The organism is Leuconostoc sp. UCMA20149 (genome assembly GCF_030400235.1).
In the GTDB taxonomy this organism is placed as follows: Bacteria; Bacillota; Bacilli; order Lactobacillales; family Lactobacillaceae; genus Leuconostoc; species Leuconostoc pseudomesenteroides.
Map to the genome: position 1 here is coordinate 1 of NZ_VJYC01000009.1, position 25636 is coordinate 25636.

General features: G+C 37.6%; 21 protein-coding genes and 1 pseudogene. 17 read left to right on the forward strand and 5 right to left on the reverse strand.

What is annotated here, in order from left to right; genetic code table 11:
• Positions 1 to 151 precede the first annotated feature (151 nt).
• From FF105_RS07720 to FF105_RS07770, 11 genes are all read left to right on the forward strand, one after another.
• Complete coding sequence (locus FF105_RS07720) at positions 152 to 1306, forward strand: ABC transporter substrate-binding protein (RefSeq protein ID WP_290046569.1); 1155 nt, start codon at positions 152 to 154, stop codon at positions 1304 to 1306.
• Entirely contained in the window at positions 1293 to 2183 is an 891-nt protein-coding gene (locus FF105_RS07725) for a carbohydrate ABC transporter permease (RefSeq protein WP_147651695.1), read from the forward strand. Before FF105_RS07720 ends, FF105_RS07725 begins: the two co-directional genes overlap by 14 nt.
• Before the next feature lie 211 nt (positions 2184 to 2394).
• Positions 2395 to 2994, forward strand: a complete 600-nt coding sequence (locus FF105_RS07730; RefSeq protein ID WP_228934287.1) for a carbohydrate ABC transporter permease — start codon at positions 2395 to 2397, stop codon at positions 2992 to 2994.
• Positions 2995 to 3004: 10 nt separating this feature from the next.
• Positions 3005 to 4105, forward strand: coding sequence for an ABC transporter ATP-binding protein (locus FF105_RS07735; RefSeq protein WP_228934289.1), 1101 nt, complete (start codon positions 3005 to 3007; stop codon positions 4103 to 4105).
• Position 4106: 1 nt separating this feature from the next.
• Positions 4107 to 4952 carry a metallophosphoesterase gene (locus FF105_RS07740; RefSeq protein ID WP_147651690.1) on the forward strand — a complete coding sequence of 282 codons (846 nt, stop codon included), beginning with the start codon at positions 4107 to 4109 and terminating at the stop codon, positions 4950 to 4952.
• Between the two features lie 246 nt (positions 4953 to 5198).
• Complete coding sequence (locus FF105_RS07745) at positions 5199 to 6845, forward strand: peptide ABC transporter substrate-binding protein (protein ID WP_147651688.1); 1647 nt, start codon at positions 5199 to 5201, stop codon at positions 6843 to 6845.
• Positions 6835 to 7662 carry a serine hydrolase gene (locus tag FF105_RS07750; RefSeq protein WP_167497537.1) on the forward strand — a complete coding sequence of 276 codons (828 nt, stop codon included), beginning with the start codon at positions 6835 to 6837 and terminating at the stop codon, positions 7660 to 7662. Before FF105_RS07745 ends, FF105_RS07750 begins: the two co-directional genes overlap by 11 nt.
• Positions 7646 to 8296, forward strand: coding sequence for a M15 family metallopeptidase (locus FF105_RS07755; protein ID WP_290046570.1), 651 nt, complete (start codon positions 7646 to 7648; stop codon positions 8294 to 8296). The genes FF105_RS07750 and FF105_RS07755 overlap by 17 nt, the downstream gene beginning before the upstream one ends.
• Positions 8297 to 8315: 19 nt before the next feature.
• On the forward strand, positions 8316 to 9746 hold the full coding sequence (locus FF105_RS07760) for a Sapep family Mn(2+)-dependent dipeptidase (RefSeq protein WP_147651682.1): 1431 nt from the start codon (positions 8316 to 8318) through the stop codon (positions 9744 to 9746).
• Positions 9743 to 10843: a dipeptide epimerase gene (locus FF105_RS07765; protein WP_148423879.1), complete on the forward strand. Its 1101-nt coding sequence runs from the start codon at positions 9743 to 9745 to the stop codon at positions 10841 to 10843. The genes FF105_RS07760 and FF105_RS07765 overlap by 4 nt, the downstream gene beginning before the upstream one ends.
• A complete protein-coding gene (locus FF105_RS07770) occupies positions 10833 to 11636 on the forward strand; it encodes a serine hydrolase (RefSeq protein ID WP_148423878.1) in 804 nt (267 codons plus the stop codon). Before FF105_RS07765 ends, FF105_RS07770 begins: the two co-directional genes overlap by 11 nt.
• A gap of 6 nt (positions 11637 to 11642) precedes the next feature.
• Here FF105_RS07770 and FF105_RS07775 read toward each other — a convergent pair whose 3' ends face one another.
• The 5 genes and pseudogenes from FF105_RS07775 to FF105_RS07795 all read right to left on the reverse strand — a co-directional run bounded on the left by FF105_RS07775 (position 11643) and on the right by FF105_RS07795 (position 17024).
• Positions 11643 to 12620, reverse strand: coding sequence for a LacI family DNA-binding transcriptional regulator (locus FF105_RS07775; RefSeq protein ID WP_147652052.1), 978 nt, complete (start codon positions 12618 to 12620; stop codon positions 11643 to 11645).
• 61 nt (positions 12621 to 12681) lie between these two features.
• Positions 12682 to 12924 carry a hypothetical protein gene (locus tag FF105_RS07780; protein ID WP_147651675.1) on the reverse strand — a complete coding sequence of 81 codons (243 nt, stop codon included), beginning with the start codon at positions 12922 to 12924 and terminating at the stop codon, positions 12682 to 12684.
• A gap of 11 nt (positions 12925 to 12935) precedes the next feature.
• Positions 12936 to 14348, reverse strand: a complete 1413-nt coding sequence (locus FF105_RS07785) for a glycoside-pentoside-hexuronide (GPH):cation symporter (protein ID WP_147651673.1) — start codon at positions 14346 to 14348, stop codon at positions 12936 to 12938.
• 21 nt (positions 14349 to 14369) lie between these two features.
• Positions 14370 to 16063: pseudogene (locus FF105_RS07790) on the reverse strand (alpha,alpha-phosphotrehalase).
• Positions 16064 to 16427: 364 nt separating this feature from the next.
• The gene (locus tag FF105_RS07795; RefSeq protein WP_290046571.1) at positions 16428 to 17024 is read right to left on the reverse strand and encodes a hypothetical protein; all 597 of its coding nucleotides are present in this window, start codon (positions 17022 to 17024) and stop codon (positions 16428 to 16430) included.
• A 162-nt stretch (positions 17025 to 17186) separates the two neighbouring features.
• Between FF105_RS07795 and FF105_RS07800 the strand changes: the two genes are divergently transcribed.
• From FF105_RS07800 to FF105_RS07825, 6 genes are all read left to right on the forward strand, one after another.
• Positions 17187 to 20045: a mucin-binding protein gene (locus tag FF105_RS07800; protein WP_168441505.1), complete on the forward strand. Its 2859-nt coding sequence runs from the start codon at positions 17187 to 17189 to the stop codon at positions 20043 to 20045.
• 69 nt (positions 20046 to 20114) lie between these two features.
• A complete protein-coding gene (locus FF105_RS07805; RefSeq protein WP_147651663.1) occupies positions 20115 to 21488 on the forward strand; it encodes a class II fumarate hydratase in 1374 nt (457 codons plus the stop codon).
• Positions 21489 to 21503: 15 nt separating this feature from the next.
• Positions 21504 to 23111, forward strand: coding sequence for a malolactic enzyme (locus FF105_RS07810; protein ID WP_147651661.1), 1608 nt, complete (start codon positions 21504 to 21506; stop codon positions 23109 to 23111).
• Between the two features lie 118 nt (positions 23112 to 23229).
• Complete coding sequence (locus FF105_RS07815) at positions 23230 to 24081, forward strand: NAD(P)H-binding protein (protein ID WP_147651659.1); 852 nt, start codon at positions 23230 to 23232, stop codon at positions 24079 to 24081.
• An 89-nt stretch (positions 24082 to 24170) separates the two neighbouring features.
• The gene (locus tag FF105_RS07820; protein WP_147651657.1) at positions 24171 to 24605 is read left to right on the forward strand and encodes an Rrf2 family transcriptional regulator; all 435 of its coding nucleotides are present in this window, start codon (positions 24171 to 24173) and stop codon (positions 24603 to 24605) included.
• 173 nt (positions 24606 to 24778) lie between these two features.
• Positions 24779 to 25636, forward strand: a complete 858-nt coding sequence (locus FF105_RS07825) for a DUF2721 domain-containing protein (protein ID WP_148423872.1) — start codon at positions 24779 to 24781, stop codon at positions 25634 to 25636.

A 25636-nucleotide genomic window follows, 5' to 3' on the forward strand; every position in this document is an offset into this window, starting at 1 on the left:
TATAAGCCTAACATTTTGCAAAACCAATGTGAAGACATCGGCTTATTTCAGTAGTACTTTATTATCAATTGCATCATAAGAAAAAGAAGCTAAATGCATTGAAACACTTGACTTCTGGTAGAAAAAAGCTGTCAAAATATCATATTGGCATGTGAATGCTCAGACGCAAGGTGGTGCTTCAGTTGACACCCTTGTCAAAGATTTTAACAAAACGCACAAATATATTAAAGTTACAGCTAAATATAATCCAAATATGTATCAAGGTTTGATGCAAAACCTACAATCCGCCCAGGCGTCAGGAAAAGTGCCAGATATTGTTCAAGTGGGTTGGGCTTATACGAATTATTTTGCGGATAATTTTAAATATTTAACACCGACAAGTGCACAAAAAAAATTTGATGCAAAAAAAACTTTTATTAATACAACATTTTCTAAACATACACTATCTTTTGCAAAAGATAGCAAAGGTAACTTGGTTGGCTTACCTTACTCTCTCAGCACGCCAATACTTTATTATAACAAGACGATGCTCAACAAATATGGCGTGGATCCTAAATCCCTGACAACCTGGGAAGGCGTAAGTGCTGCAGCGAAAAAAATCAAATCTGCTAGTGGTAACTATGGTCTCTATATTCAGGAACCTGGAGATACATGGGCACAACAATCGTTAATTCTTAGCAATGGTGGTAAAGTCGAAAAAAATGGGAAAGCTTCATTTGCCAGCAAAGCGGGTATTAAAGCCTATCAGTTTTATCAAGATATGGTAAACAAAGATAAAACAGCTTTACATACACCATGGGCACAAGATGTTGATGATTTTGTTAATGGAAAAGTTGCGATTGCATACACAACGGTGGCGCAAGCGTCTCATATTAAACAGAGTGTTAATTTTGATGTTGCAGCTACTGTGGCACCGCATTTCGAAGGACATAAGTCAGTTGTTCCTGTAGGCGGATCTATGCTGGCAATTACCGCTCAATCATCTGTGCAACAAAAAGCTGCTTGGACTTTTGAAAAATATATGTATAAAAATAGTTCCCTAGTGACATGGAGCAAAGGCACGGGTTATCTTCCACCCACTAAGAGTGCATTAAAATCGACAGCATTTAAGTCATATTTGACTGATAATCCAATGCTGAAACCTGCTAGCAGTCAATTGACAACAGCAGTTGCGTGGACATCGTTTCCTAAAAATGGTCTTGATGCAGAACAAACTATGATTGATGCTAGGGATAAAATTCTATCAGGAAGTGATGTTAAAACGACTTTGAAAGACGCACAGGAAAAAATAAATGCACAACAATAATCAAAAGAACAAACTACTCACAACTGTGTATCTGTTACCAACAGTAGTAATATTGTTGGTTTTTATGATTATTCCTATCATTTACACATTTTATTTAAGCTTTTTTGATTGGAATTTGATTGCACCAAACAAAAATTTTGTCGGACTTGAAAACTATATTACGATTTTTACGGATGCAGTGAATCGCAAAGTTCTCATGAACACGTTTTTTTATATCATACTTTTATTGATATTAAATTTCATAGTGCCATACTTCATTGCGATTATCGTTCAATTTTTTATTGGTAAGATGAAAGGGCCTTATAAAGTTATTTTCTTTATACCAAGTATATTTTCGTTAGTTGTTGGTGCTATGTTGTTTTCTTGGATAATGAATCCTGTTTCGGGTCCATTAGCTGATGTTATGAAAATGATTGGGTTGTCGATTCCAAATTGGACAAATTCTGGTGGAATGGCGATTGTAATCGTTTGTTTGATTACCAATTGGAAAGTATTTGGTTACAATTTTGTGCTATTGCTAACGGGATTAGGTGCTATTCCCAAAAATTTAATTGATGCGGCTAAGATTGATCGTATACCAAAGTGGCGTGTTATCTGGAATATTGTTTTGCCACTCAATAAGAGTATTGCGTTATACGTTTTAATTTTAACAATTGTGCAAGGTCTACAATATGTGTTCACACCAATAAGCGTTATTACGCAGGGTGGACCGTACTATGGCTCATCCAATATCTTATATCATACGTATTTGAATGCTTTCGTGCTATATAAAACTGGAAATGCCTCTGCATTAGCAATTTTAACGTTTATGGTTTTTCTCGTTTTGTTATACATTGAAATGAGATTTGTGGAGGGAAAATCAAAAAAATATGCTTAAAACCAAAAATAATTTATGGCATGTATTGCTGATTATAATATCGATAATTCTCATTTTGCCTGTGATATTTATGGTCTCCAATTCATTTAAATCGTTGCAAGATTCTTATCATTCGATGCTACAAATAATTCCGGATCACTGGACATTAGCGAACTATAAAACACTTTCCAAACAAGTTCATTTAATATCGATAATTTGGAATACTTTTTTTATGGCGACGCTGGTGACTTTAGGAAAAATTATAACCGGTCTGTTGTCAGCCTATGCATTTAAATATTTTTCTTTTTCGGGTAAAAAATGGTTATATTTAATTTTTGTTTCAACCATATTTGTGCCATTTACCGTTGTCATGATTCCGAATTATCTTGTGATTTCAAAAATGAATTTATTAAATACGGCATTTGGTGTTGCCTTACCACAACTGGCTGATGCGACAGGAATTATGTTATTTTTAAACGCTATGGACAAAATTCCGATCAGTTTAACTGAGGCGTTAAAGGTTGATCATATTCCTGCTTATAAAATTTTGAAGGATATTGTCATACCAATTATTCGACCAAGTATTATTAGTATTGGTGCCATATTCTTTATTAACTCGTGGAATGAATATGTTTGGCCAACACTGATTTTAAAGGATAAAAATAGTTTCACACTACCTTTAGCTTTACAAAATTATATATCCAGTGAGGGTGGCACTAATTTTCCATTAGCAATGGCATTATCAACGATCATCATTATTGTGCCGTTACTGATTTACATGGTTTTCCAAAGGTATATTTTAAACAGTATTAGTAATTCAGGATTGAAGTAGGAAAATAATTATGTCAACTAATCAAGCAATTCAATTAAACAATGTAACAAAACGTTTTAAAAAAACGACTGTCATAAATGAACTAAATTTAGTTGTTCAAGAGGGGGAATTTTTAGTGCTATTAGGCCCTTCTGGTTGTGGAAAGTCTACCACACTTCGCCTCATGGCAGGATTAGAACAAGTTACCAGCGGTAGTATTCTGATTAATGGGAAAGATATTAAACAAGCAGATCAATTTGAAAATAATTTTGCAATGGTGTTTCAAGATTACGCGTTATATCCCAATATGACAGTTTATCAAAATTTGGAATATGCTTTGAAAGTTCATAAAGTTCCTAAAGCAGAACGTGAGGTTCGCTTGAATAAAATATTAGCTACTTTGAATTTAACTGACTATCAGGATAGATTACCAGGACAACTTTCTGGCGGTCAAAAACAGCGTGTCGCATTAGGACGAGGTATGGCGAAGAAGAGTAACATTTTTCTACTTGATGAGCCCTTATCGAATATTGACGTTCAACTAAGAGAAAAGGCGCGTGATGAAATTCAAAGTATGCATGATGAAAGCCATCAGACAATTGTATATGTCACCCATGATCAACTTGAGGCAATGTCGTTAGGAGATAGAATCGCTATTATGAATGATGGCATTATTCAAATGATTGATACTCCTGATGAAATATACAACCATCCTGTCAATTTATTTGTTGCAGAATTTGTAGGCGTACCACAAATTAATACATTATTGGGAGAGTACACTGACGGTAAAGTCAAATTTGCTGGACATTCATTAATCAGCGATAGCGATCGCTTACGCCATATAAATCCTACACAATCTAACCTCTTCATAGGAATCCGTCCTGAAAACATCAACGTTTCTGAGCGTGCGATTAATGATAGTGCTATTCCAGCAGTTGTTACTAAAACAGTTGATTATGGGCGCTATCAAGAATTAATTATGCTAGTTGACGGGGACAAGTTGGTTAAAGTTACAACAAATAATAATCGTTTTGACATAGATGACGCAGTGTTTCTGTCTTTAGTAGCTGATAAAATATTGTTATTTGATTGCGATACAAAACAAAACATAGAATACAAAAAGGCAAATTAACATGATCGAACAAACAATTATTCACATTTCAGATACACATTTAACACCAAGTGGTTCACAACCCTCGTTTAATCAAGAGATTGATCCTTATCATAAATTGCAATTGGTTTTTGACGACGTTAAAAAAATGGATACAAAACCAAATTATGCAGTTATTACTGGTGATTTGATTCATGAAGGTCAAGCATCAGATTATGCTAACTTTAAAAAAATTATTTCAAGACAAGAAGAAGAGTTACAAATACCTATTTTCGTAATCTTGGGAAATCATGATCGGACAGAAGCATTTTATAATGGATATTTGTCAGAGCCTGTCAAAGAAAAGTACTACTACAAGCAGCAAATTAATGGTGTTGATAATTATTTTTTAGACACAACTTTTGAAAATTTAGAACAAGGATATCTGGATCAACAACAATTAGCGTGGTTGTCAACAAGTTTGCAAACTTCTCCAGAAACACCAGCATTAATCTTTATGCATCATCCAGCATTTGGATCATCGTTAGAAAATATGAAGTTTAGTATCTTACAAAATGGATTGGAGCTGCAAAAAGCTTGTCAAAAGGGTAACGTAAAAGGTATTTTTTCTGGGCATATTCATTTTTCGACTACTTATTTAACAGGTACAATTTTAAATTGTGTCAGTGATTCAACTGCGTATCATATTGATTGTCGAAAGCATCATCAACACTTTGTCAGTGATGTTATTGGCTATAACATTATTTCAATGTCTACTGAAACAGAAATAGGTGTAGAAAACAGGTACTTATATTGTGGTCAGAATACAGTTAAAAAAATACAGGTAAAATCAACAGATTTTATTGATCCAATTGTGTTTGAAAAATAATAAATTGTATATTCACTTCTAATCGCTGACGATTACTTTTCAGAAAATAAGTAATCGTTTTTTGTGCGCTATGCACAAAAAACTAGTTATAATATAGATGTTTTTCAAAAATGTTTTAAAAACCGTATGCTATTATATTGAGTATCAAATTAAAAAAGTTATATTCAAATGAAAAAGTGCTAATTAAAAAAATATTTATTTCAATAACGCTTTGATGAGAAAATAACAGAGAGATGAGAAATATATATGGTAAAACGGAACACAATCATTTTTGGTACCATTGGTGCTATCGTGGTCATTGCGGCAGGAACGCGAGTTGCCGGTGTGTGGGGAACCAGTGGTAGTTCAAGCGATGCAACGATCAAAACCTATATTAGCACTGACTTAACGACGCAGGATTTGTCAAAAATGACCGATACTTATGCGTTTGAAATTGCCGGGAACACACAAGAGGGCTTGTTAAGTAAAAGCGCAAGTGGTAAACCGATTGCAGGTCTTGCAAAAAGCTGGACCACATCAAAAGATGGTTTGACATGGACATTCCATTTACGTAAAAACTTGAAATGGTCGAATGGTACAAAATTGACTGCTAAAGATTTCGTTTATGCTTGGCGTCGGACGGTTAATCCTAAAACAGCCTCGCAGTATGCGTATATTTATTCTGGCATTAAAAATGCGGATACAATCAGTGCCGGAACGGATAAAGATGTCAATTCATTGGGCATCGTTGCAAAGAATGCTTCAACAGTCGTTGTAACACTAGATTCGCCACAGCCTCAATTTGCTAGTCTCATGTCATTTCCTAGTTTTTACCCACAAAATGAGGCGTTTAATACGAAAGCAGGCAAGAAGCTTGGTACTAAATCAAGTGAACAAATTTATTCTGGACCATACAAATTTGTTGGCTGGAATGGTACAAACACGTCATTTAAGTTAATTCCGAATAAAAATTATTACAACGCCAAAAGTGTCAAAAACGCTGGTGTGGATTATAGTGTTATTAAAAATCCTGCAACAGCTGTTCAAGAATATAAACGTGGTAGCTTAGATTTGGCTGTTTTGAGTACGACTGAACTACAAACGGCCAACAGCAAGCGTAATGATTACAAGGCTGTTCCATTGGCAGCGACATCATATTTTGAGTACAATCAGACGGGTAAGGTTAAAGGGTTGAACAATCAGAAAATTCGTCAAGCATTGAACCTTGCAACAAACCGTTCCGAAATCTTGAGTTCAATTTATAACAGTGTTGGTAAAGTACCAACAGGTATGACACCCGCCGGACTATCAAAAACGGCTAGTGATAAGGATTTCGCATCAACAGCCAAACAAGATTACAGCTACGATCTTGAAAAAGCTAAACAGTTATTTGCAGAAGGTATGAAAGAGGAAGGATTAACCAAATTAAATCTGACATTAGAACTGACTGCTGATGTACCACAAACTAAGCTTGTCGGAGACTTTATGAAAGATTCATGGCAGAAATTACCAGGTTTAACAATTTCAGAAAAATTTGTGCCATTCAAGCAAAGATTAAATGATCAAACTGACCAAAACTTCGATATTATCTATGTCAATTGGTATGGTGATTACGCTGAACCGACGACTTTCTTGAATTTATTCACAACTTCTTCACCAAATAATGATGGAAAATGGTCAAATGCCAGTTATGATGCCGCTATCAAAAAGGCGTTATCGACGGATGCCCAAAAGGGAAGTGCTCGTGATCAAGATGAACAATTAGGTGAGAAGATTTTGTTCCAGGACTCAGCTGTTAATCCAGTAATTTGGGGTCAACAAGTTCAATTATCTAATCCAAAAGTTTCAGGTATTCAATACTTCACAACGGGTGCCGGCACAATTTATAAGAATGCTGTCAAACATGATAAGTGAACCAATTGAGACTTCGGCCCAAGCTTATGTTGTGTTTTCAGTCACTGATGACAAAGTCATTGCCAGTAAGAATGACAATCTAAAATGGCCAACAGCCTCTTTAGCAAAACTAATTATTATTTATCAAACGATGTCAGCGATTCAACAAGGTCAGCTCGATTATCATTCAGTTCTACCAGTCACAGCAAATGTTGCTGCAGTGGGTTCTAACCCTGATTTGGCAGATATTCCATTGACTGTACCACAGGGTTATGAGGTCATTGATTTACTCAACATGATCTTGCTGATATCTGAAAATCAGCCAGCGCTTCAATTGATGCTGACCTTATTTGGTTCTTTTTCAAATTGGCGTCATCAAACACAATTATTATTGGCGGCGATGAAAATTGATGGCGACATTAGTAATCCAACTGGTCTAGATGATGAGGACCTTGCTGGATTTTTCATTAGTCAGCACGTTAGCGACAAAAAAGTCACAAAAATGTCGGCCAATGCGTTGCTATTATTGACAAAGAAGCTTATTTTGCAATTTCCTGATGTCTTATCATTAGCGCAACAAGCGCAAATGGTGATTGCAAATAAAATTTGGTTAAATCGAAATCCCAAAATTGCTAATCCTTCACCTGATATGACTTGGGCAGGGTTGAAAACCGGCTTTACTGACCGTGCGAAGCAGAACCTTATTGCAGTTATTACACATCAGCATAAGCGATATATTGTGGTGCTTTTAGGCTTTGATGGGGCTAATCATTTTGCCAAGTTCGATGAAGTTGAAAGGCTCATAAGGGAGGCAACAACGAATGAATTTTCCAAATAGCGGTGCTTTAGACAATCCAAATTTGATTGTTGTTAATCAGCAACATCCTATTCAAGAAGAACTCAAATTTGAACGGTTTTTAATTGGGAAAGAAACGATTAATACTAGTATTGTAGATAGCTTATCTAGGTTGTTTTCCGAGGCTGAGAAAAATGGGCTTCGTTTTACATTAGTTTCTGGTTATCGTTCGATTGCGTATCAAAAAAGCCTATTTGATCAATCTGTCCAGCGCCACCGCGATGCTGGTTATTCACTGGAACAGGCGCAAAACATGACTTTAGCTTATTCACAACTGCCTGGTTCAAGTGAACATCATACTGGTTTAGCTGTTGACATAATAGACACAGCGTTTTTAAATGACAGACAGGATTTGTATGATGATGTTGATCAGCTTATTTCACAACAGTGGCTGATAAATCACGCTGTTGACTATGGTTTCATTTTGCGATACCCCAAGACAAAAGTAAACTGGACGGGTATTAATTATGAACCGTGGCACTTTAGATATGTTGGTCAAGAAAATGCCGTTTATATGACAAAAAATGGGTTATCGCTAGAGGAGTATATCGAACGCTTAACAACTAATTCAAAATCACATTTGTGGTTTCGGACTCAGTATAATGATCAGCGATAAAATAAAGTAGAGGTTTAAGATGAGCGAATCTTCTTGGCAAGAAATGGTGCCAAACTATTACGAGCAGTGGCTAAAAGATCTCAAAATGTTAGTTAAAATTCCCTCAGTGAAAAGCACACAAACAAGTGACAAAAGTCATCCATATGGTGTTGCAGTTAAACAGTCATTGGATCAAATGCTGAGTTTTGCTGCGCGTGATGGTTTGCGCTTTGGATGTGTTGCGGATCGTGTTGGGTATATTGAATATGGTCCAGTGGCAGCGTCAGAAACCGTTGGTATTCTTGTTCATGTCGATGTTGTTCCGGTGGGAGATGGCTGGACGTCATCACCATTTGAACCAGAACAACAGGGACATTTTCTGACTGGTCGTGGTGTTGATGATATGAAGGCCTCGACAATGCTGAGTTACTACGCTATCAAACTGATTGCTGATCAACAGCTTGCTGTTAAAAATAAAATAAGATTAATCATTGGCACCGATGAAGAAAATGATTGGTCAGATATGCCTTATTATTTTCAAACAGAGGGGGTGCCAGACATAGGTTTTTCCCCTGATGGGGAATTTATTGTTGAAAATGCTGAAGCAGGTATTGCCAACTTTATGGTGTCATTTTCAGATACCACGCAAGGTCAAGATAATTTAACATTATTAAAATTTGACGCCGGAGTTGCTGGCAACGTCGTACCCGGCTTGGCTGTTGCTACAATAACTGGGATTGACGAGACTATTGTAACCGAAAAACTTGACTATTTTTTGAAGCAAAATGCTGATGTTGGCCTGAAAGCTACTGTCCAAACGCTAAGTAATGGCCTTGAAATTAAAATGATAGGGAAACAAGCGCATGGCTCAACACCTGATGTTGGTTTAAATGCTGGGACTTACTTGGCTAATTTTCTGACGCAATTGGACTTTACTGGTGAAGCCGCTTCTTTTTTACAAATTTTAGGTCATACAGCACATTTAGATTATTTCGGCAAAAAAATGGGCTTGGCCTTTAATCAAGCTGAAATGGGACCTTTGGTCGTGAATTATGGTTTACAGAAATTTGTCAGTGGCGAGGATGGTTACTTTAGTATCAATATCAGATATCCAATTGGTATTACTGAAAAACAAATGCTTGCCATTATTCAACGAAGTGTCAAAACCTTGCATAGTAGCGTGACAGTCAAAAAGGATGAATTGTTGCCACATTTGACGCCCAAAAACGATGCTGTGATTGAAACTTTGTTGGCCAGTTATGAAACAGTGATGGGTCAACCCACGGTTCTGCATTATTCAACTGGTGCATCTTACGGTCGATTAATTAAGCGTGGTGCTGCTTTTGGAACACGATTTGCGTGGCAAACAACAACGGCGCATCAAGCAAATGAAAAATATGATTTAGAGAATTATCCAAAAGCAATGGCTATTTTAGTGGAAAGTATCTACCGATTGGGAAATATAGAATGATTATTGTTAGCGACATTAAATTAAAAAAATACACTGTTCAGCTAAGACGGCCATTTGTGACTAATTTGCATCGGCAGGATAATGCAGAAGGTATCGTGATTGCAGTGTCAGCGAAAACGGAAACCGGCATTATTTTTACAGGTTATGGTGAAGCGGTGCCATCACTGAAAGTAACTGGTGATACTTTGACAAGTATTGTGGCGGTCATCAATGACATTGTAAAACCAGCCATTGTTAATCAAACCTTTCAAACACCGGCAGAAGTTGATGAATTTATTCATGGTCTAATTGTGTTTAATTCTGCAGCTCGTCTGGCAGTCAGTGAAGCCGTCTATGACATTTTTGCTAGTATTGCAGACTTACCGATTGCTGAGTATTTAGGTGGCACGAGTCAACCGGTAGTGACCGATTACACACTGAGTATTAGCCAAAAAAATCAGATGTTACAAGACGCTGATAATATTGTCAGCCGAGGTTTCTCAGCTTTAAAAATTAAGGTTGGCGGCGATACTATTGTGAATGAAATTGATAAAATTGCACAATTAAATCATCGATATCAAAAAATACATTTTCGAATTGATGCGAATCAGGCTTGGACAGTTGCACAAACAATGCAGTTTATTGAAATGGCACTTACCAAAGAATTGCCAATTGATTTTATTGAACAGCCATTGAAAGTCGGCTTTGAACACCAGCTTAAAGCGCTAGTTGTCAAGTCTAAGATACCGATCATGCTGGATGAAAGTGTCTTTAATCATCACCAAGCGTTTCAATATATGCATGAAACCGCTGTCCGTTTGATTAATGTTAAGCTGGAAAAAGCAGGCAGTATTACTGAAGCGCAAAAGATATTTCAAACTGTTAATGATTTTAACGGACAAGCTATGATTGGTTGTATGATTGAATCAAAAATCGGTATTGCATTTGCTGTCGCTTTAGCTAACACAAATAAAACTGTCAAATACGTGGATTTAGACGCACCGTTTATGTTTAACTATGACCTTGTTCCTGATGGCTTGCGGCTTAATCAAACGCAATTGATACCTTCAAATCAGTCAGGATTGGGTATTGCGCAGAGGAGTTTTGATGACATTTAAGATACAAAAAATTGAACAATTGCTGTCGGATTTTGAAGGTCAGACTGCAATTGTTTTGTCACTTGATGGCAGTGTTTTGTTGTCGTTACGGCCAGATTTATCTTTTCCATCTGCTAGTTTAATAAAGTTACTGATTTCAGATTATATTATGACTGAAAAGCCAGAAGCCTTAGCAAACAAAGTGTCGCTAATCAATTCAGATTTTGGGTTAGCGGAGGATGATGTTTGGTGGACGAAACGAAAGCTAACGCATTTTGGAGCAGGTATTTTAGACGTATTGTCGGGCAATAATCAGACTGTCACGGTGGCGCAATTGCAAGCGCTAATGTTGACGATTTCAGATAATTGGGCCGCAAATGCGTTGATACGTTATTTTGGTATGGCAGAAATCAATCACTTTGCGAGCTCTCGTTATACAAACACTCACTTGCGTCGCCAATTCATGGCACAAACCAAGTTAGATAATGAAACAACGGTCTCTGATAGTTTATCAATGTTAAAAAATGTTCTGGAACATTCGGCTACCAACTATTTATTGACGCGTCAGCAATCGCAATATAAGTTGCCGGGGACGTTTATTGAAAACACCTCAGCGTCATTTCAAGAATTAACCATTTTCAATAAGACTGGTGAAGGTGCAACAGTTGATCATGATGTTATGAGTATCGTATTTGATAATCACCAATTAGATGTTGCGCTGTTAACAAAAACAAGCGCCAGTCACAGATTTCAGCGACTGGCGTTGTTTAACAATATAAGTCATGTTTTGTGGGAAGAAATGACTATGTTTTAGAAAGTGTTACGATTTTGTTGTAATACCCTGTGTATAGCTGACGGGTAAAATGGTGATCAAATTTTCCTTATCTATTTTTTCGGATTTGAACTGAGTCAGCAATTTTTGAACAGCAATTGCTGCCATCTTTTCTGTTGATTGACGTATTGCTGAGAGAAAAATTGGTTGTCTGGGATATATTTTTGCAGCATCAAATCCAATGATTTGAACATCTTTTGGAACTAACACCTGGTGTTTGACTAAAAGATGCCAAAAGTCACTTGCATATTCATCAGTGTCTGAAAAAACACCATCAAATTGAAATTTGCCATTGATAAGGTGATTATCTATGAAATGATCATAGTCTGAGCTGAAGTCTCGCTTATCCTCTGCTAACATTATGTCATATCTTAAATTGTTTTCTTGGCAATAATCGATAAAGCCTTGTCTGCGTCTTTCAGAGACATCTTTTATGGGTGCTTTTGAAACAAAAAGCAGTTTTTTTGCACCACGTTTATGAAGTTGTTCAGCGCCAAGATGTCCGCCAGCGTAATTATCGGAAACGATTGTTGGAAATTGATTCGAAATTTTCTTCTCAATAGCAACGAGGGGAATTGAGGGCGCAACAAGTTCACTGATATCTGAATATGACATCGTAATAACACCAGCAACTTTTTGCGTGTTAGCCATTTCGATATATTCAATTTCTTCTTGATAATTGCTGTTAGAGTTACATAAAATCATTTTATAGCCAAATTTATTCAGCTCAATTTGTATAAAATAACTTAATTCAGAAAAAAATGGGGTATTCACAGTTGGCAATATGAAGACGACATAATTAGAACGATTCGTTTTAAGTGCACGAGCGGTAGCATTAGGAATATAATTCAGGTCCCTAATTGCTTGTTCTATTTTATGTTTAATTTCAGGTCGGTTAGGTCTGCCATTGATGTAGTTTGAAACAGATCCCCTAGACACGCCTGCCAAAGACGCAACATCATTCATATTAGCCATTGATAATCACCACTATATTAAAATAAAAAAGCGCCCAAAGGCGCTCAAACATTTAAACATTAAACCTTCCTGATAACATTTTATCAAATAAATCAGAAATTTGCTGTTGTTTCATTTGCTCTAAGTTGCTAACCTCAAGATGATTAAAATCATCTATCAAGTAATATGCTTCCAAATAAAGGGTCAAATTTTTTTTAATAAGTGCAGAGTTAGAAAGATTTGTGTCTGCATGACTTGTTGCAATGACTTGCATTGCAAACTCATTAGGATCGATTTGTAAATAATTGTCTGACATATTTTGTTACCTCAGTTTTCCAATTCACGTGCTAATGCTAAATCTTCTTGTTCTTCACGATGGTGTTTGATTGCTAAGTCATGATTCATTATCTTTTCTTTATCAGTTGTCAGATTGTAGAATAATACAAGTACAAATCCAATAAAGAGCGCAATCAATGGAATCCAAACATAATTGAATTCAATACTCAACAAAGATGATGCTTTTTGTGTTTTATTGGGGACATAATTTCCTAATGCTAGCAACCAGCCTGTTATAGCACCACCTAATCCCATGCCAAACTTTGCCGTAAAGCTCGATGCTGAAGTGACTATTCCTTCGGCACGAACACCATTTTTCCATTCACCGTAATCCACCGCATCAGATAACAAGACAGCTGGTAGTGCACCAACGAACCCGTTTCCGAAATTACCAACAATAATACCAATAATGACAATGGGGATGTTTAGCATGTGTGCACCAAGTCCTAGAATTGCTTGACCTACAATTCCAATCATTAGTCCTGCTAACATGGTCTTTTTCTTGCCTAATTTACCTACCACTAAGGGGGTAAGGAAGACTGACACGATACCGGCAGCGTTGAAGAACAAAGCTAGAGGAATTAATCCAGGTGCGTCTAAGTTGTACTTGAAGAAGTACATTGTCACTTGACCCTTAGCACTCATACCAATCCAATAAATAAATATTTCCATGACAACAATTAGCCATGGCCAGTTGTTTTTCAACGCTTTGATTGATTGCTTTACAGGCAGAGGCTTCTGCGATGAACGCGTTTGAACATGTTCGCGTAAGTTGAAAAATGCAATCAGATATAAGACAAAGAAGACTGAGGCGCCTAAAACGGCCACCCAGAAAAAGCCTTTGCTTTCATCTTTACCGCCAATTAATGCGACAAGTGGTAAAGCAATAACAGAAATTAATGTACCGCCAAAATTGGAAAATAGAGATCGAATTGTCGATAACAACACACGCTCATCTGGATCGGTGGTCATGCTTGGCAAAATTGACGTTAATGGAATATTGATCGCTGAATATAAGACATCCACGCCAATATAAGTGACATAAGCCCAGACAATTTTCCAAGTCATTGGCAAGTCAGGAGTTGTGAAACAGAGTATGGAGAAAAAGGTAAAGGGAGCGTTAAACCATAAGAAAAAAGGTCTGCTCTTTCCCCACTTAGTATGAGTGTGGTCAATTAATATTCCCCAAATAGGGCCGTCAATAGCATCAATCACACGTGCGACTAACATTAACGTTCCGACAGCACTTGCTGTAATACCGAATACGTCAGTGTAAAAGTACATTAAATAGGTGCCGACTAAATTAAAACTAAAGCTACAAGCAAAATCACTAATACCATAGCTTAGCCGTTCATTCCAAGGTAATTTACCATTTTTTTGCGTAACAATTGCATTACTTGCCATACGTTTAACCTTCTTTATTACTCATTTTTTTAGGGATTTAGTGGGATATTGATAAACTTTAACTTCATACGGACGGATAGTTGTTTCTTGGTCGTCTGTATAATTTTGAATCAATAATTGAGCGGTTTTGGGAACATCATAATTTCTAGTGATGGTGTCAGATGTGAAATTGGCAATAATCAATAAAGTCGTTTCAGAATTGGTTCTGGTGTAAGCAAAAATGTGATCATCCTGCTCATTGTCAGGCAAAAGCTTAAACGTACCATCAGTAATGACTGGTAGTTGGTGCCGAAGTTTGATCAACTTTTGATAGAAATAGAATATTGAATCAGGATTGTCGAGTGCTGCTTTGGCATTGATGGCTTGATAATTAGGGTTAGTTTCTAACCAAGGTGTGCTATCAGAGAAGCCGGCATTTGAACATGTGTCCCATTGCATTGGGGTGCGGGCGTTATCGCGAGAATGAATACGCAAATAATCTAACATTTCTTTTGACGATGTCAATTTTTTTTGTTCAACTGTTTGTCGATAGAGATTTAATGTTTCGACATCACGGTATTGCGTAATAGATTGAAATGCATCATTATTGGTCATACCTAGCTCTTCACCTTGATAAATATAGGGTGTTCCTTGCAGAAAATGAAGTAATGCTGCTAACATTTTTGCTGACAATTCTCTATATTCAGGTGCTTTGTTTCCAAACCAAGAAACTGCTCTTGGTTGATCATGGTTACTCCAGTAGAGGCTAGTCCATCCGGTACCATCAAAAGCATGCTGTCCCTAATGTCCTTTAACTTTGGCGTATAGCCAGAAAAATGACCCTGAGCCGCATTCGTATCGCCATCGTATCCGACATGTTCAAATTGAAATAGCATATCTAGTTCAGAACCATCAATATTGGCATACTTTTTAGCATCGTTGACACTCATACCCGTTGTCTCACCAACAGTCATCCAATCATGTTTGGAAAGAACTTTATTGTTCATTTCACGGATATATTGATGAACGCGAGGGCCATTAGACACCACAGGTCCTGGATTACCAAATATTGAATCACCGGTGATTGGTGCGTCGGGTAAGCCATCAGGTTTTGAAATAAGGGAAATGACATCCATTCTAAAACCGTCAATACCTTTGGCAGCCCACCAATTCATCATGTTAAAAATGGAATGGCGAACTTTAGGATTATCCCAGTTGAGATCGGGCTGTTCTTTGGCAAAAAGGTGGAGATAATATTGACCTGATTGCTCATCGTAAGTCCAAGCAGGACCAGAAAAGAAAGATCCCCAATTGTTGGGTTCGTGACCATCAACTGGATCGCGCCAAACATAATAATCACGGTAATCATTGTCTGGTTCTGCAGAAGCTAGGCTTTTTTGAAACCAGTCATGTTGTGATGAACTGTGATTAACAACTAAATCCATGATGATTTTCAATCCCATTGCATGGGATTTTGATAATAGTTCGTCAAAGTCAGCCATTGAACCAAAAGTAGGATTAATATCTTGATAATCAGAAATATCATAGCCACCGTCAATGTCAGGGGACTTGTAAATGGGATTAAGCCAAATCACATCAACGCCTAACTGTTTAATGTAATCTAATCGTTGAATGATACCGCGGATGTCCCCGATACCATCATGGTTACTGTCTTGAAAACTTTTGGGATAGACTTGGTAAACGACAGCCTTTTGCCACCATTTTTCTGTTTGCATACTTTTCTCCTTTTTGGAACGTGTCGTTTTGTACTGATTTACAAATATTAAAAATGAAATAAATGGAACGTTCCAAGTTACGTTGATTATAAAACGTCTATTTCAAAAATGCAAGCGCTTACATTTTGGGGTAGATCAATTAAAGTAGAAAATTAATGTACGCTAGTTGATGCACAATGCTTTTAACGATAAAAATTAAATTTTATATAGAATTCATTTTTTTCTTTTTTAATTAAAAAACCGAAGTCAAAAAAATTAGTTGACTTCGGCATTAGTTATATTTAGTACAGGTTAATGGAAAAAATATAATGATGTTGCTGTTTTAAATTTTCGGTGATTTTTAAATGGTAATAACTTCACTCAATTATGGCCAAACCATCTGATTAGCCCACAAGTTTTCAATAACTTTGATAAATTCCTCGGGTGTTTCTGGATTCTCGCTTGTAATCCAAGTGCAGATTAAAGCGAATAGTTCATTTTTGAACAAGACTGCTTGTCGCTCTGAAATATATGATAGTCCAGGAACGTGTTCTGATTGCTGTTCAATACGATAAATTGTGAAGTCCCGACTCTGTATTCCTAATTTTAGCTGGTGAAAGAAATAGGCGGCTGTATGGCCACAGTATATAAACAACTGACGTAGTTCGTTTTGAAAATCAAACAGAACGCGCAATTGGTTGAGCATTTGAGAATGTGAATAAATGTTGGGATCATACCATTTCTCTGGACCAATTTGATAAGCTAAGTGGACTCTCTCAAGTAATTCCTTTTGAAATTCTTCAAAAAAAGCATCAGGTGTTGCATCAGGCTGAATATATTTTTTAATGGTGGCGCGATTCAAATCAGTCATGGTTGCTAAATCAGTATTTTTAATTTTGTTAATCGGGGTATCACGTGACAAGTTAATGATTGCTAAAAAAATCTTCCGTTTTGTCTGCATAACTTTTAAATTACGATTCATAATTTATTTCCTTAAGTTAATCTATTAAACAACTACTACACTCAACGATAGCAAGTATTTGTGAATAATTGTCTATCAATCTATTGAAGAATTGATGACCGAAAATAAATATTATGGGGAGATAATACCAACTGTAATAAAGAAAAAAGGGGATTATGAGCAATGAAGGACAAGCGACAACTATTAAGTAAAAGATTCAAGATGTTTAAGGCAGGAAAGCTATGGATCGTAGCTGGACTTTCTATCGGATTCATGGGAGGCACAGTGGTGTTAAACAGCAATATTGCCCATGCTGACACTGTGAGCAGCAATGATTGTTTGACAGTAAACAAAAATGTCAGTGATAATCCGGACTCTAATCAGTCTTTAAAACAAGACAAGGTAACTCAAAATAGTAGTTTTCAGTCTAGTGAGACGAGCGCAAACATGCCATCTCAGGGTACATCTCCGATTAGTGACGACAGCGAGATAGTAAATGACACTAGTGACACAACTAAAAACAAAATGGCTGATGAGTCGCTAACTAACGCCCAAGATACAGAAACTGGCACACAGAATAATGATGGCAATACTGAACGTGGACAAATAACTGATGCTTCGGAGCCAGATAAGTTATCAAAAACTGACGAACCTGATAAAAATGCAGCTACTGACAACTCAGAGACAACTATTGTACCTGCCCCATTAACGCCGGAACAAAAACAAGCCGTTACGACAATATCACCAAATAAGATTAATGATTATCCCATCCAAATTCAGGACTCAAATGGAAATGCGTACCGCGTTTTTTCAGATATCCAAGGATATAATGGGATGCAATTTAATTCAAATCCGGCGACTAAGCATCTATATGTCGGAATTAGCAAAGACTTGAAAAGCATTGTATTACAACAAATTAATACTAAAAACCAACTGATGAAGACATATGTCATTAACAATTCGGAAACTTCTGATCAAGGTGTAGCGCTTGATTTTGCATTTGATAATGAATTTAGATATGCAATTAATAGTCACGGTGTAATATCGTTTATATCATTACCTCATAGAATAGAGATGACGCTACCAAAACAAACTGAACAAGAAGTTCATTTTTCAGTCGACACGAAACAAAAAGATGAAAATGGAAATGAAATTTATGCCGATTTGACAGAACCAGTCATTACTCCAGCAGTAACTAAAATTGATGCTTATCATACAACTAATGTCATTGACGGCAAGCCACTTGACTTCCCAGGTTATTATTACGTTAAAACGATTGGTGCAGAAACAGGTGAGGTATCCGAACAAAGTAAAGCCTATACTGAATCACAACTAAACGATGGCTTCAATGATTTTATAAACGGTAAGATTGATACAAAAAATATCCGGCAAGATGCCCATGGTGCTTATGCATTTGCTGTTTGGCGCGTGATTCAAAATGAGAACGGCGACTCAAAATCTTATGTTGCAAACTTAAATCAACCAACCACGTCATTAGATGAAGCTGTTAGAGCCTTTAATCAAGGTAATTTCTACTGGTTAAAATCTAAAGATGGACAGAATCAATTTGATGACAATGGGCGACCATTTGTTTACCAAACTGTTGGACAAATTTACCACTACACACTCTTAGTATCTGATCCTAATGATCCTGGGTTGATCAGCGCACACAAAAATGGCGGTAATGCAAACTTTAGTTTGAGTAATAAATTTGTTCCCTCTACATTAGTACGATACGTTTATGCGCCTTATGAGCGTCCAGAGACACCAGGATTAAGTAGCTGGACAATTGTGAACACGCCATATAATCCAGGCAATCCTGGGACGATCATTGATCCGAAGATACCAAATGATCCTAAGCAACCAGATGGGACAGATAAAGCCAGTTTGGAAAAGGTCATTACAAAGACGATTCACTATGTGGACGAACAAGGCAAGCAGTTATTAGCCGATAAGACATATCAAGTGACGTATACCCGAACAGCCACTTACCATGTGAATAACGCCGGTGAAGTGTCAGCGGTTGAATATAGCGATTGGCAAACCGATAATGATGATTTGGGAAATAATGGTGAACCAAGTATTAGTGATTATTATGTCAAGACAGCGGAACCAGACGCGATTACAGATAATCATGTTCAGTTAAACGCAGCAAACATTGAGACGAAGATTGTTTATGCTCAAGTTCAAATTAAGACAGCCGTTGATGTACCCGAGGCACATGGTTGGGCAGTTGACGTACCAGAACCAGTCTACGTGAAGACAGCAGTTGACGTACCCGAGGCGCATGGTTGGGCAGTTGACGTACCGGAACCAGTTTATGTGAAGACAGCCGTTGACGTACCCGAGGCGCATGGCTGGGCGGTTGATGTACCCGAGCCAGTCTACGTGAAGACAGCAGTTGATGTACCCGAGGCGCACGGCTGGGCGGTTGATGTGCCAGAACCAGTCTATGTGAAGACAGCCGTTGACGTACCCGAGGCGCATGGTTGGGCGGTTGATGTACCAGAACCAGTTTACGAGAAAACAGCTGTTGACGTACCCGAGGCGCATGGTTGGGCAGTTGACGTACCGGAACCAGTTTATGTGAAGACAGCCGTTGACGTACCCGAGGCACATGGTTGGGCGGTTGATGTACCAGAACCAGTTTACGAGAAGACAGCTGTTGATGTACCGGAAGCACATGGTTGGGCAGTTGACGTGCCAGAACCAGTTTATGTGAAGACAGCGGTTGATGTACCTGAGGCGCATGGTTGGGCAGTTGACGTACCAGAGCCGATCTACATTAAGACAAAAGTTGATGTACCAGATCCTGCTAAATTAACCAAAACAGAAACTAAAATTAGCAACAAAAAAATTGTCAAAAACGATTTTGAAAGGCCAACTCTTCAATCACCGATTGACCAAAACAATTTTAAGGAGCAACTACCACAAACGTCTGCAACACCTAAAAAGTCAGAAAGTTCTATAATTGCAGTAAGCATAACGCTAGTTTGTTCACTTTTGATGATGTTCAAAAAATTAAATCACAAATTTTTTTAAAAAATGAAAAAAAACGTAACATTGTTATTTAGTAAAACGGTTACAATAAAATAAAAAGGGGGATTTAGCATGGCATATCATATTGAAGAAGACGCCATTGGTCCAGTTAAGGTTCCAAATGATGTCTTGTGGGGACCACAAACACAACGGTCACACGAAAATTTTAAAATCGGTGGGCGAATGCCATATCCAGTCATTAAGGCAATTTTGCACATCAAAAAGGCAGCTGCTTTAACGAATGCTAAGCTTGGTGAATTATCACAAGCCAAAGCTGATTTGATTGTTAAGACTGTCGACGAATTATTGACGGGTAAATACCAAGATCAATTTCCATTAGTCGTTTATCAAACAGGGTCGGGCACGCAAACTAATATGAACGTGAATGAGGTCATTGCGCATCTGGCCGCTAAAATACAACCGGATTTGCCTTTACTACCAAACGATGACATCAATCATTCGCAAAGTTCAAATGATACATTTCCTACTGCAATGGCGATTGCCGCGTTCTTGGAGACTGTCAAATTGTTGCCCATTCTCAAACATGTCAAAGCAACATTTGATCAGAAAGCGCAGGACTATAAAGATGTCATTAAAATTGGTCGCACACATTTACAAGATGCAACACCGATGACTGTCGGACAAGAAATTTCTGGCTGGGCATCGGGTATCCAGCATAACATCGATTATTTAGAATTAAATTTACCAACATTGCTTGAATTGCCCATTGGGGGAACAGCGGTAGGGACAGGATTAAATACGGCGCCAGATTATGATGTTGAAGTCGTTAAAAAGCTTGCTGAACTTTACGGCGTTTCCTTTGTGAATGCACCGAATAAATTTCAAGGCATGGCTGAACATTCCGGTCTCAATATGGTTCACTCAGTCTTAAAAACGTTGAGTGCTGACCTAGTCAAAATCGGAAATGATATTCGTTTTTTGGCGTCAGGACCTCGTGCCGGATATGGTGAATTTAATATTCCAGCCAATGAGCCGGGTTCTTCTATTATGCCTGGTAAAGTAAATCCTACACAAATTGAAGCGCTAACAATGGTTGCTGCTACCGTGTTTGGACATGATGCCACAATTAACTTTGCCGCATCACAAGGTAACTTTGAAATGAACGTCTATAAGCCTGTCATCATTGCAACGTATCTTGATTCTGTGAGTCTGTTACAGGAAAGTATTCAATCATGGGACGATAAATTAGTAGCTGGGTTGACCATTAATCCAGATAGAATGAAGGCTTTAGTGGATCAGTCGTTAATGACTGTTACGGCATTATCACCGCATATTGGTTATGAAACATCAGCACATATCGCTCAAAAAGCACAAAAAGAGGGAACTACACTGCGTGAAGCGGCAATTGCTTCTGGTAAAATTACGGCCGCGGATTTTGATAAATGGGTTGTGCCAGCTGACATGACACATCCGCGTATAAAGTGAAAAGGAGATCAGGACATGACAAATATTTTAAATGATGCTTTTAAAAATAAAGGTACAGCCTTTACACAGGCAGAACGTCAACAATATCATATTGTTGGTCAATTGCCACCGGTTGTTCAGACAATTGCACAACAAGCTGCGCAGGTATACGCACAATATCAAACTAAGACATCAGATATTGAAAAACGCAAATTTTTAATGCAAATTTTTGACACGAATCGCGTGTTGTTTTACAAAGTTTTTTCGCAGCATGTTGTTGAATTTATGCCAATTGTTTACGATCCAACAATTGCTGAGTCAATCGAGAATTATTCGGAAAATTATGTTGATCCACAAGAGGCAGCATTTTTGGATGTCAACCATCCTGAAGCGATTAAAGAAACTTTACTTGGTGCAGCAAATGGCCGAGATATTAAATTAGTTGTTGTCACCGACGCTGAAGGTATTTTAGGTATTGGCGATTGGGGCGTTAACGGCGTTGATATTTCAGTCGGCAAGTTGATGGTATACACTGCTGCAGCTGGTATCAATCCAGAAAATGTGTTGCCAATTGTGATTGATGCTGGTACAAACAATCAAAAATTGCTTTACGATCCACTATACTTAGGAAATCAGCATGAACGTGTTCGTGGTTCAAAGTACGATGATTTCATTGCAAAATTTGTTGATGAAATTGAATCCGCATTTCCAAATGTTTATTTGCACTGGGAAGACTTTGGACGTTCAAATGCAGCACGTATTTTGAAACAATACCAAGATAAAATTCTAACATTTAATGATGATGTTCAAGGCACAGGCATTATCGTTTTGTCAGGTGTTTTGGGGGCAATGAAGCTGACAGGCAAAAAACTAACTGATCAAACTTATGTCACTTTTGGGGCCGGATCAGCGGGCGCTGGGATTGCAAACCAAGTTTATACTGAAATGGTTAAACAAGGATTGAGTGAAGACGAAGCCCGCAAGCACTTCTACATGGTTGATAAGCAAGGATTGTTGTTTGATGATGATGATACCTTGACGCCTGCGCAACAACCATTTGCTCGTTCGCGCTCAGAATTTACTAATGCTGACGAACTCACCAATCTCACTGCGGTGATTAAAACAATTAAGCCAACCATTTTGGTGGGCACGTCAACCCAACCAGGGACTTTCACCGAAGAAATTGTTCGTGAAATGACTAGCTATGTTGATCGACCAATTATTTTCCCATTATCTAACCCAACCAAGCTCGCTGAAGCAAGTGCACAAGATTTGATCAAATGGAGTCAAGGTAAAGCATTAATTGCAACTGGTATTCCAGCCGCTGACGTGACTTTTGAGGGTGTAACTTACCAAATCGGGCAAGGCAATAACGCTTTAGTTTATCCAGGTTTGGGATTAGGCGCGATTGCAGCACGTGCAAAAGTATTGTCGCAGGGCATGATTTCAGCAGCTGCGCACGCATTAGCTGACACTTTAACAGACGATAGTACGGCTGTTTTGCCACCTGTTTCTCATCTGGATGAATTTTCAGAAATTGTTGCTGTTGCCGTAGCGCAAGTTGCCATTGATGAAGGCATCGCACAAGGCGTGACTGATGCTAAGGCAGCGGTTGCAGATTTGAAGTGGTTACCAGAATATTAGATAGATCATATTAAAGACCATTATGGTCTTTTTTTGTTTTTTAATAACTTGTTGTTTTAAAAACAACAAGTTGTGTTATAATAAATTATAAACTTTTTTATTACGAAAGGAATTTATCATGGTTAAATATGCAATTACTGCTGCTACTGGTCGATTTGGCCGCGCAGCTGTGTCACACTTACTAACGCTTGTTGATAAAAAAGACATTGTACTAATCGCGCGGAACGCAGAAAAGGCTAAACAAGCTTTCAAGGATATCGAAGTACGTGAGGCATCTTATGATAGCGAATCAGCTATGACGAAAGCGCTGTCGGGTATTGATCGGGTGTTATTTATTTCGTCGCAGCCGGGTGGAGAAGTGCCACGGTTAGTACAACATCAAAATGTTGTCAATGCTTTAGCAACTAATCATGTGTCATTTGTTGTTTATACTAGTTTTCCGCATGCTGACGAATCTGAGAATTTCTTAGCGCAAGACCACCGTGGGACGGAACAAGCCATTGTGTCGGCCAAATTATCGCACGCATTTTTGCGAAACAACTGGTATTTAGAAAATGAAACGAGTTTTTTGCAAGCTGCTGCTAGTGATGCTTCTGCTTATTATTGGGCAGACAAAAAAGTAGGGTGGGCATTAGAACGTGAATATGCAGAAGCTGCAGCGAACGTCTTAGCTAATGGTGCTGAACGAGAAATTTACGAATTATCTGGTCCTTCGATTAACTTTGCAACACTTGGTGAGACAGTTAAGAGCGCTTTCAATGCGTCATCTAGCATTCAGCAAGTTTCTGAAAGTGAGTATACGTCACAATTAGAAAAAAATGGTTTAGATCATGACACAGCACTTATGGTAACATCATTTCAAACACCCATTGATGATGGCTCATTAGCACACCCTAGTGATGACTTGCCTCAAATTTTGGGACATGATTTGACGCCTTTATCTGAAGCAGTGAAAGAGATTATCAGATAATTAGCAAGTTGTCTAGAAAAAATGACATAACAACCTGTGTAATGTCATTTTTTATGCGATACTTATTAGGAAGGAAGTGAGGTCAGCTGATGCGATTTTCATATAAATTAAGTGATGCAATACACATCTTAGCTTTCCTGGATATTTATCGGGATGGCGATTTATCTAGTAAAATGATTGCGGCCAGCATTGGTGCCAACGCTAGTGTTGTCCGAAATTTAATGAGTGAGTTACGAGAAAGTGGGTTTATTACCACAAGACAGGGCGCGGTAACACCGATGTTAGCCAAGTTACCATCAGAAATCAGTCTGTATGATGTCTATATTGCGATTAGTATTGACCATAATTTATTACATATTGATCCAAAAACTAATCCAGACTGTATTGTTGGTGGCAATATCCAACAAACACTCAATGGTATTTATTCCGAAATAGAAACGACAGCATATGATCGCATGAAGAGCGTCAACATTAGTGATGTGATAAAAGATATTTTGGTATTACAGCAACACAAAACGAAATAATATTCTAAATAAAAAACACATATTGTACCTTTGAATGCACAATATGTGTTTTTTGTTTCCTTTTTAAATAAGATTATTGACCATATATCGTATATATTATATAATGTTTTCAGTAATATATAACGCGATTAAAACTATTATATACAGATACGACGGATTGACTGGAGCATGTGATGAAACGAATAAAAATGATTAGATTTGGGACATTAACGATTTTTTTAATCGCTATGACCATAGTGAGTTTTATGCTTTTGGCCGATATGAGCACTAATAACATCACTGTTGCAATGGCGGCACTGATTCTATTGGCCGTTGCTTCAGGTCTCTTCATCCCCAGTGTTTTATTGTCTTGGATGGTGGTACTGATTTTAGCAGCAGGTATATTTACACTGACAATTGGGTATCCATTAATTTCTAATTTTACCCGAATTGTTGTGATAGCTGCATATCCAATATTAAGTTTTGTCACCATTTTAGGTCGTCATTTTATCGGTGATTTGGGCTGGATTGCAACGAATCGTGCCAACATTGAGGCTTACGTTGAACATTATGATCCAGCCGTCAACTTCCAAACCTTGCACACCGCCAGCAATACTTTTTCAAAATCAGCTGAGTTTATTCAAAAACAAAATAAATTAGAGGTTTGGATTGATGTAACGGCTGTTCAATGGTCGCATCATGAACAATATAAACAGTTTCATGCATCTGAGTATGCTGAAATACTATCAGCTATTCAAACTATTTTAAAACAAGATCGTTTGCCGGGTGAATCAATTTATTACGTTGACAATGCCACATTTTTGATTATTTCGCATACTGTGTCGGAAACCAATTTAATGCAACTGAATAATAATGTCAACGACCAATTAGCAACAATCATGGTTGACGGGTTTAAACCACAATTTAAAACGGCGACAATGCATATTAATGAAAAAAATATTGATAAATATTCTAGTTTAGATTTAGCTATGAACAAACTTTACCGTCAAATGGAGACAGACATTATCGTTGAATATATGCAAAAGCATTAA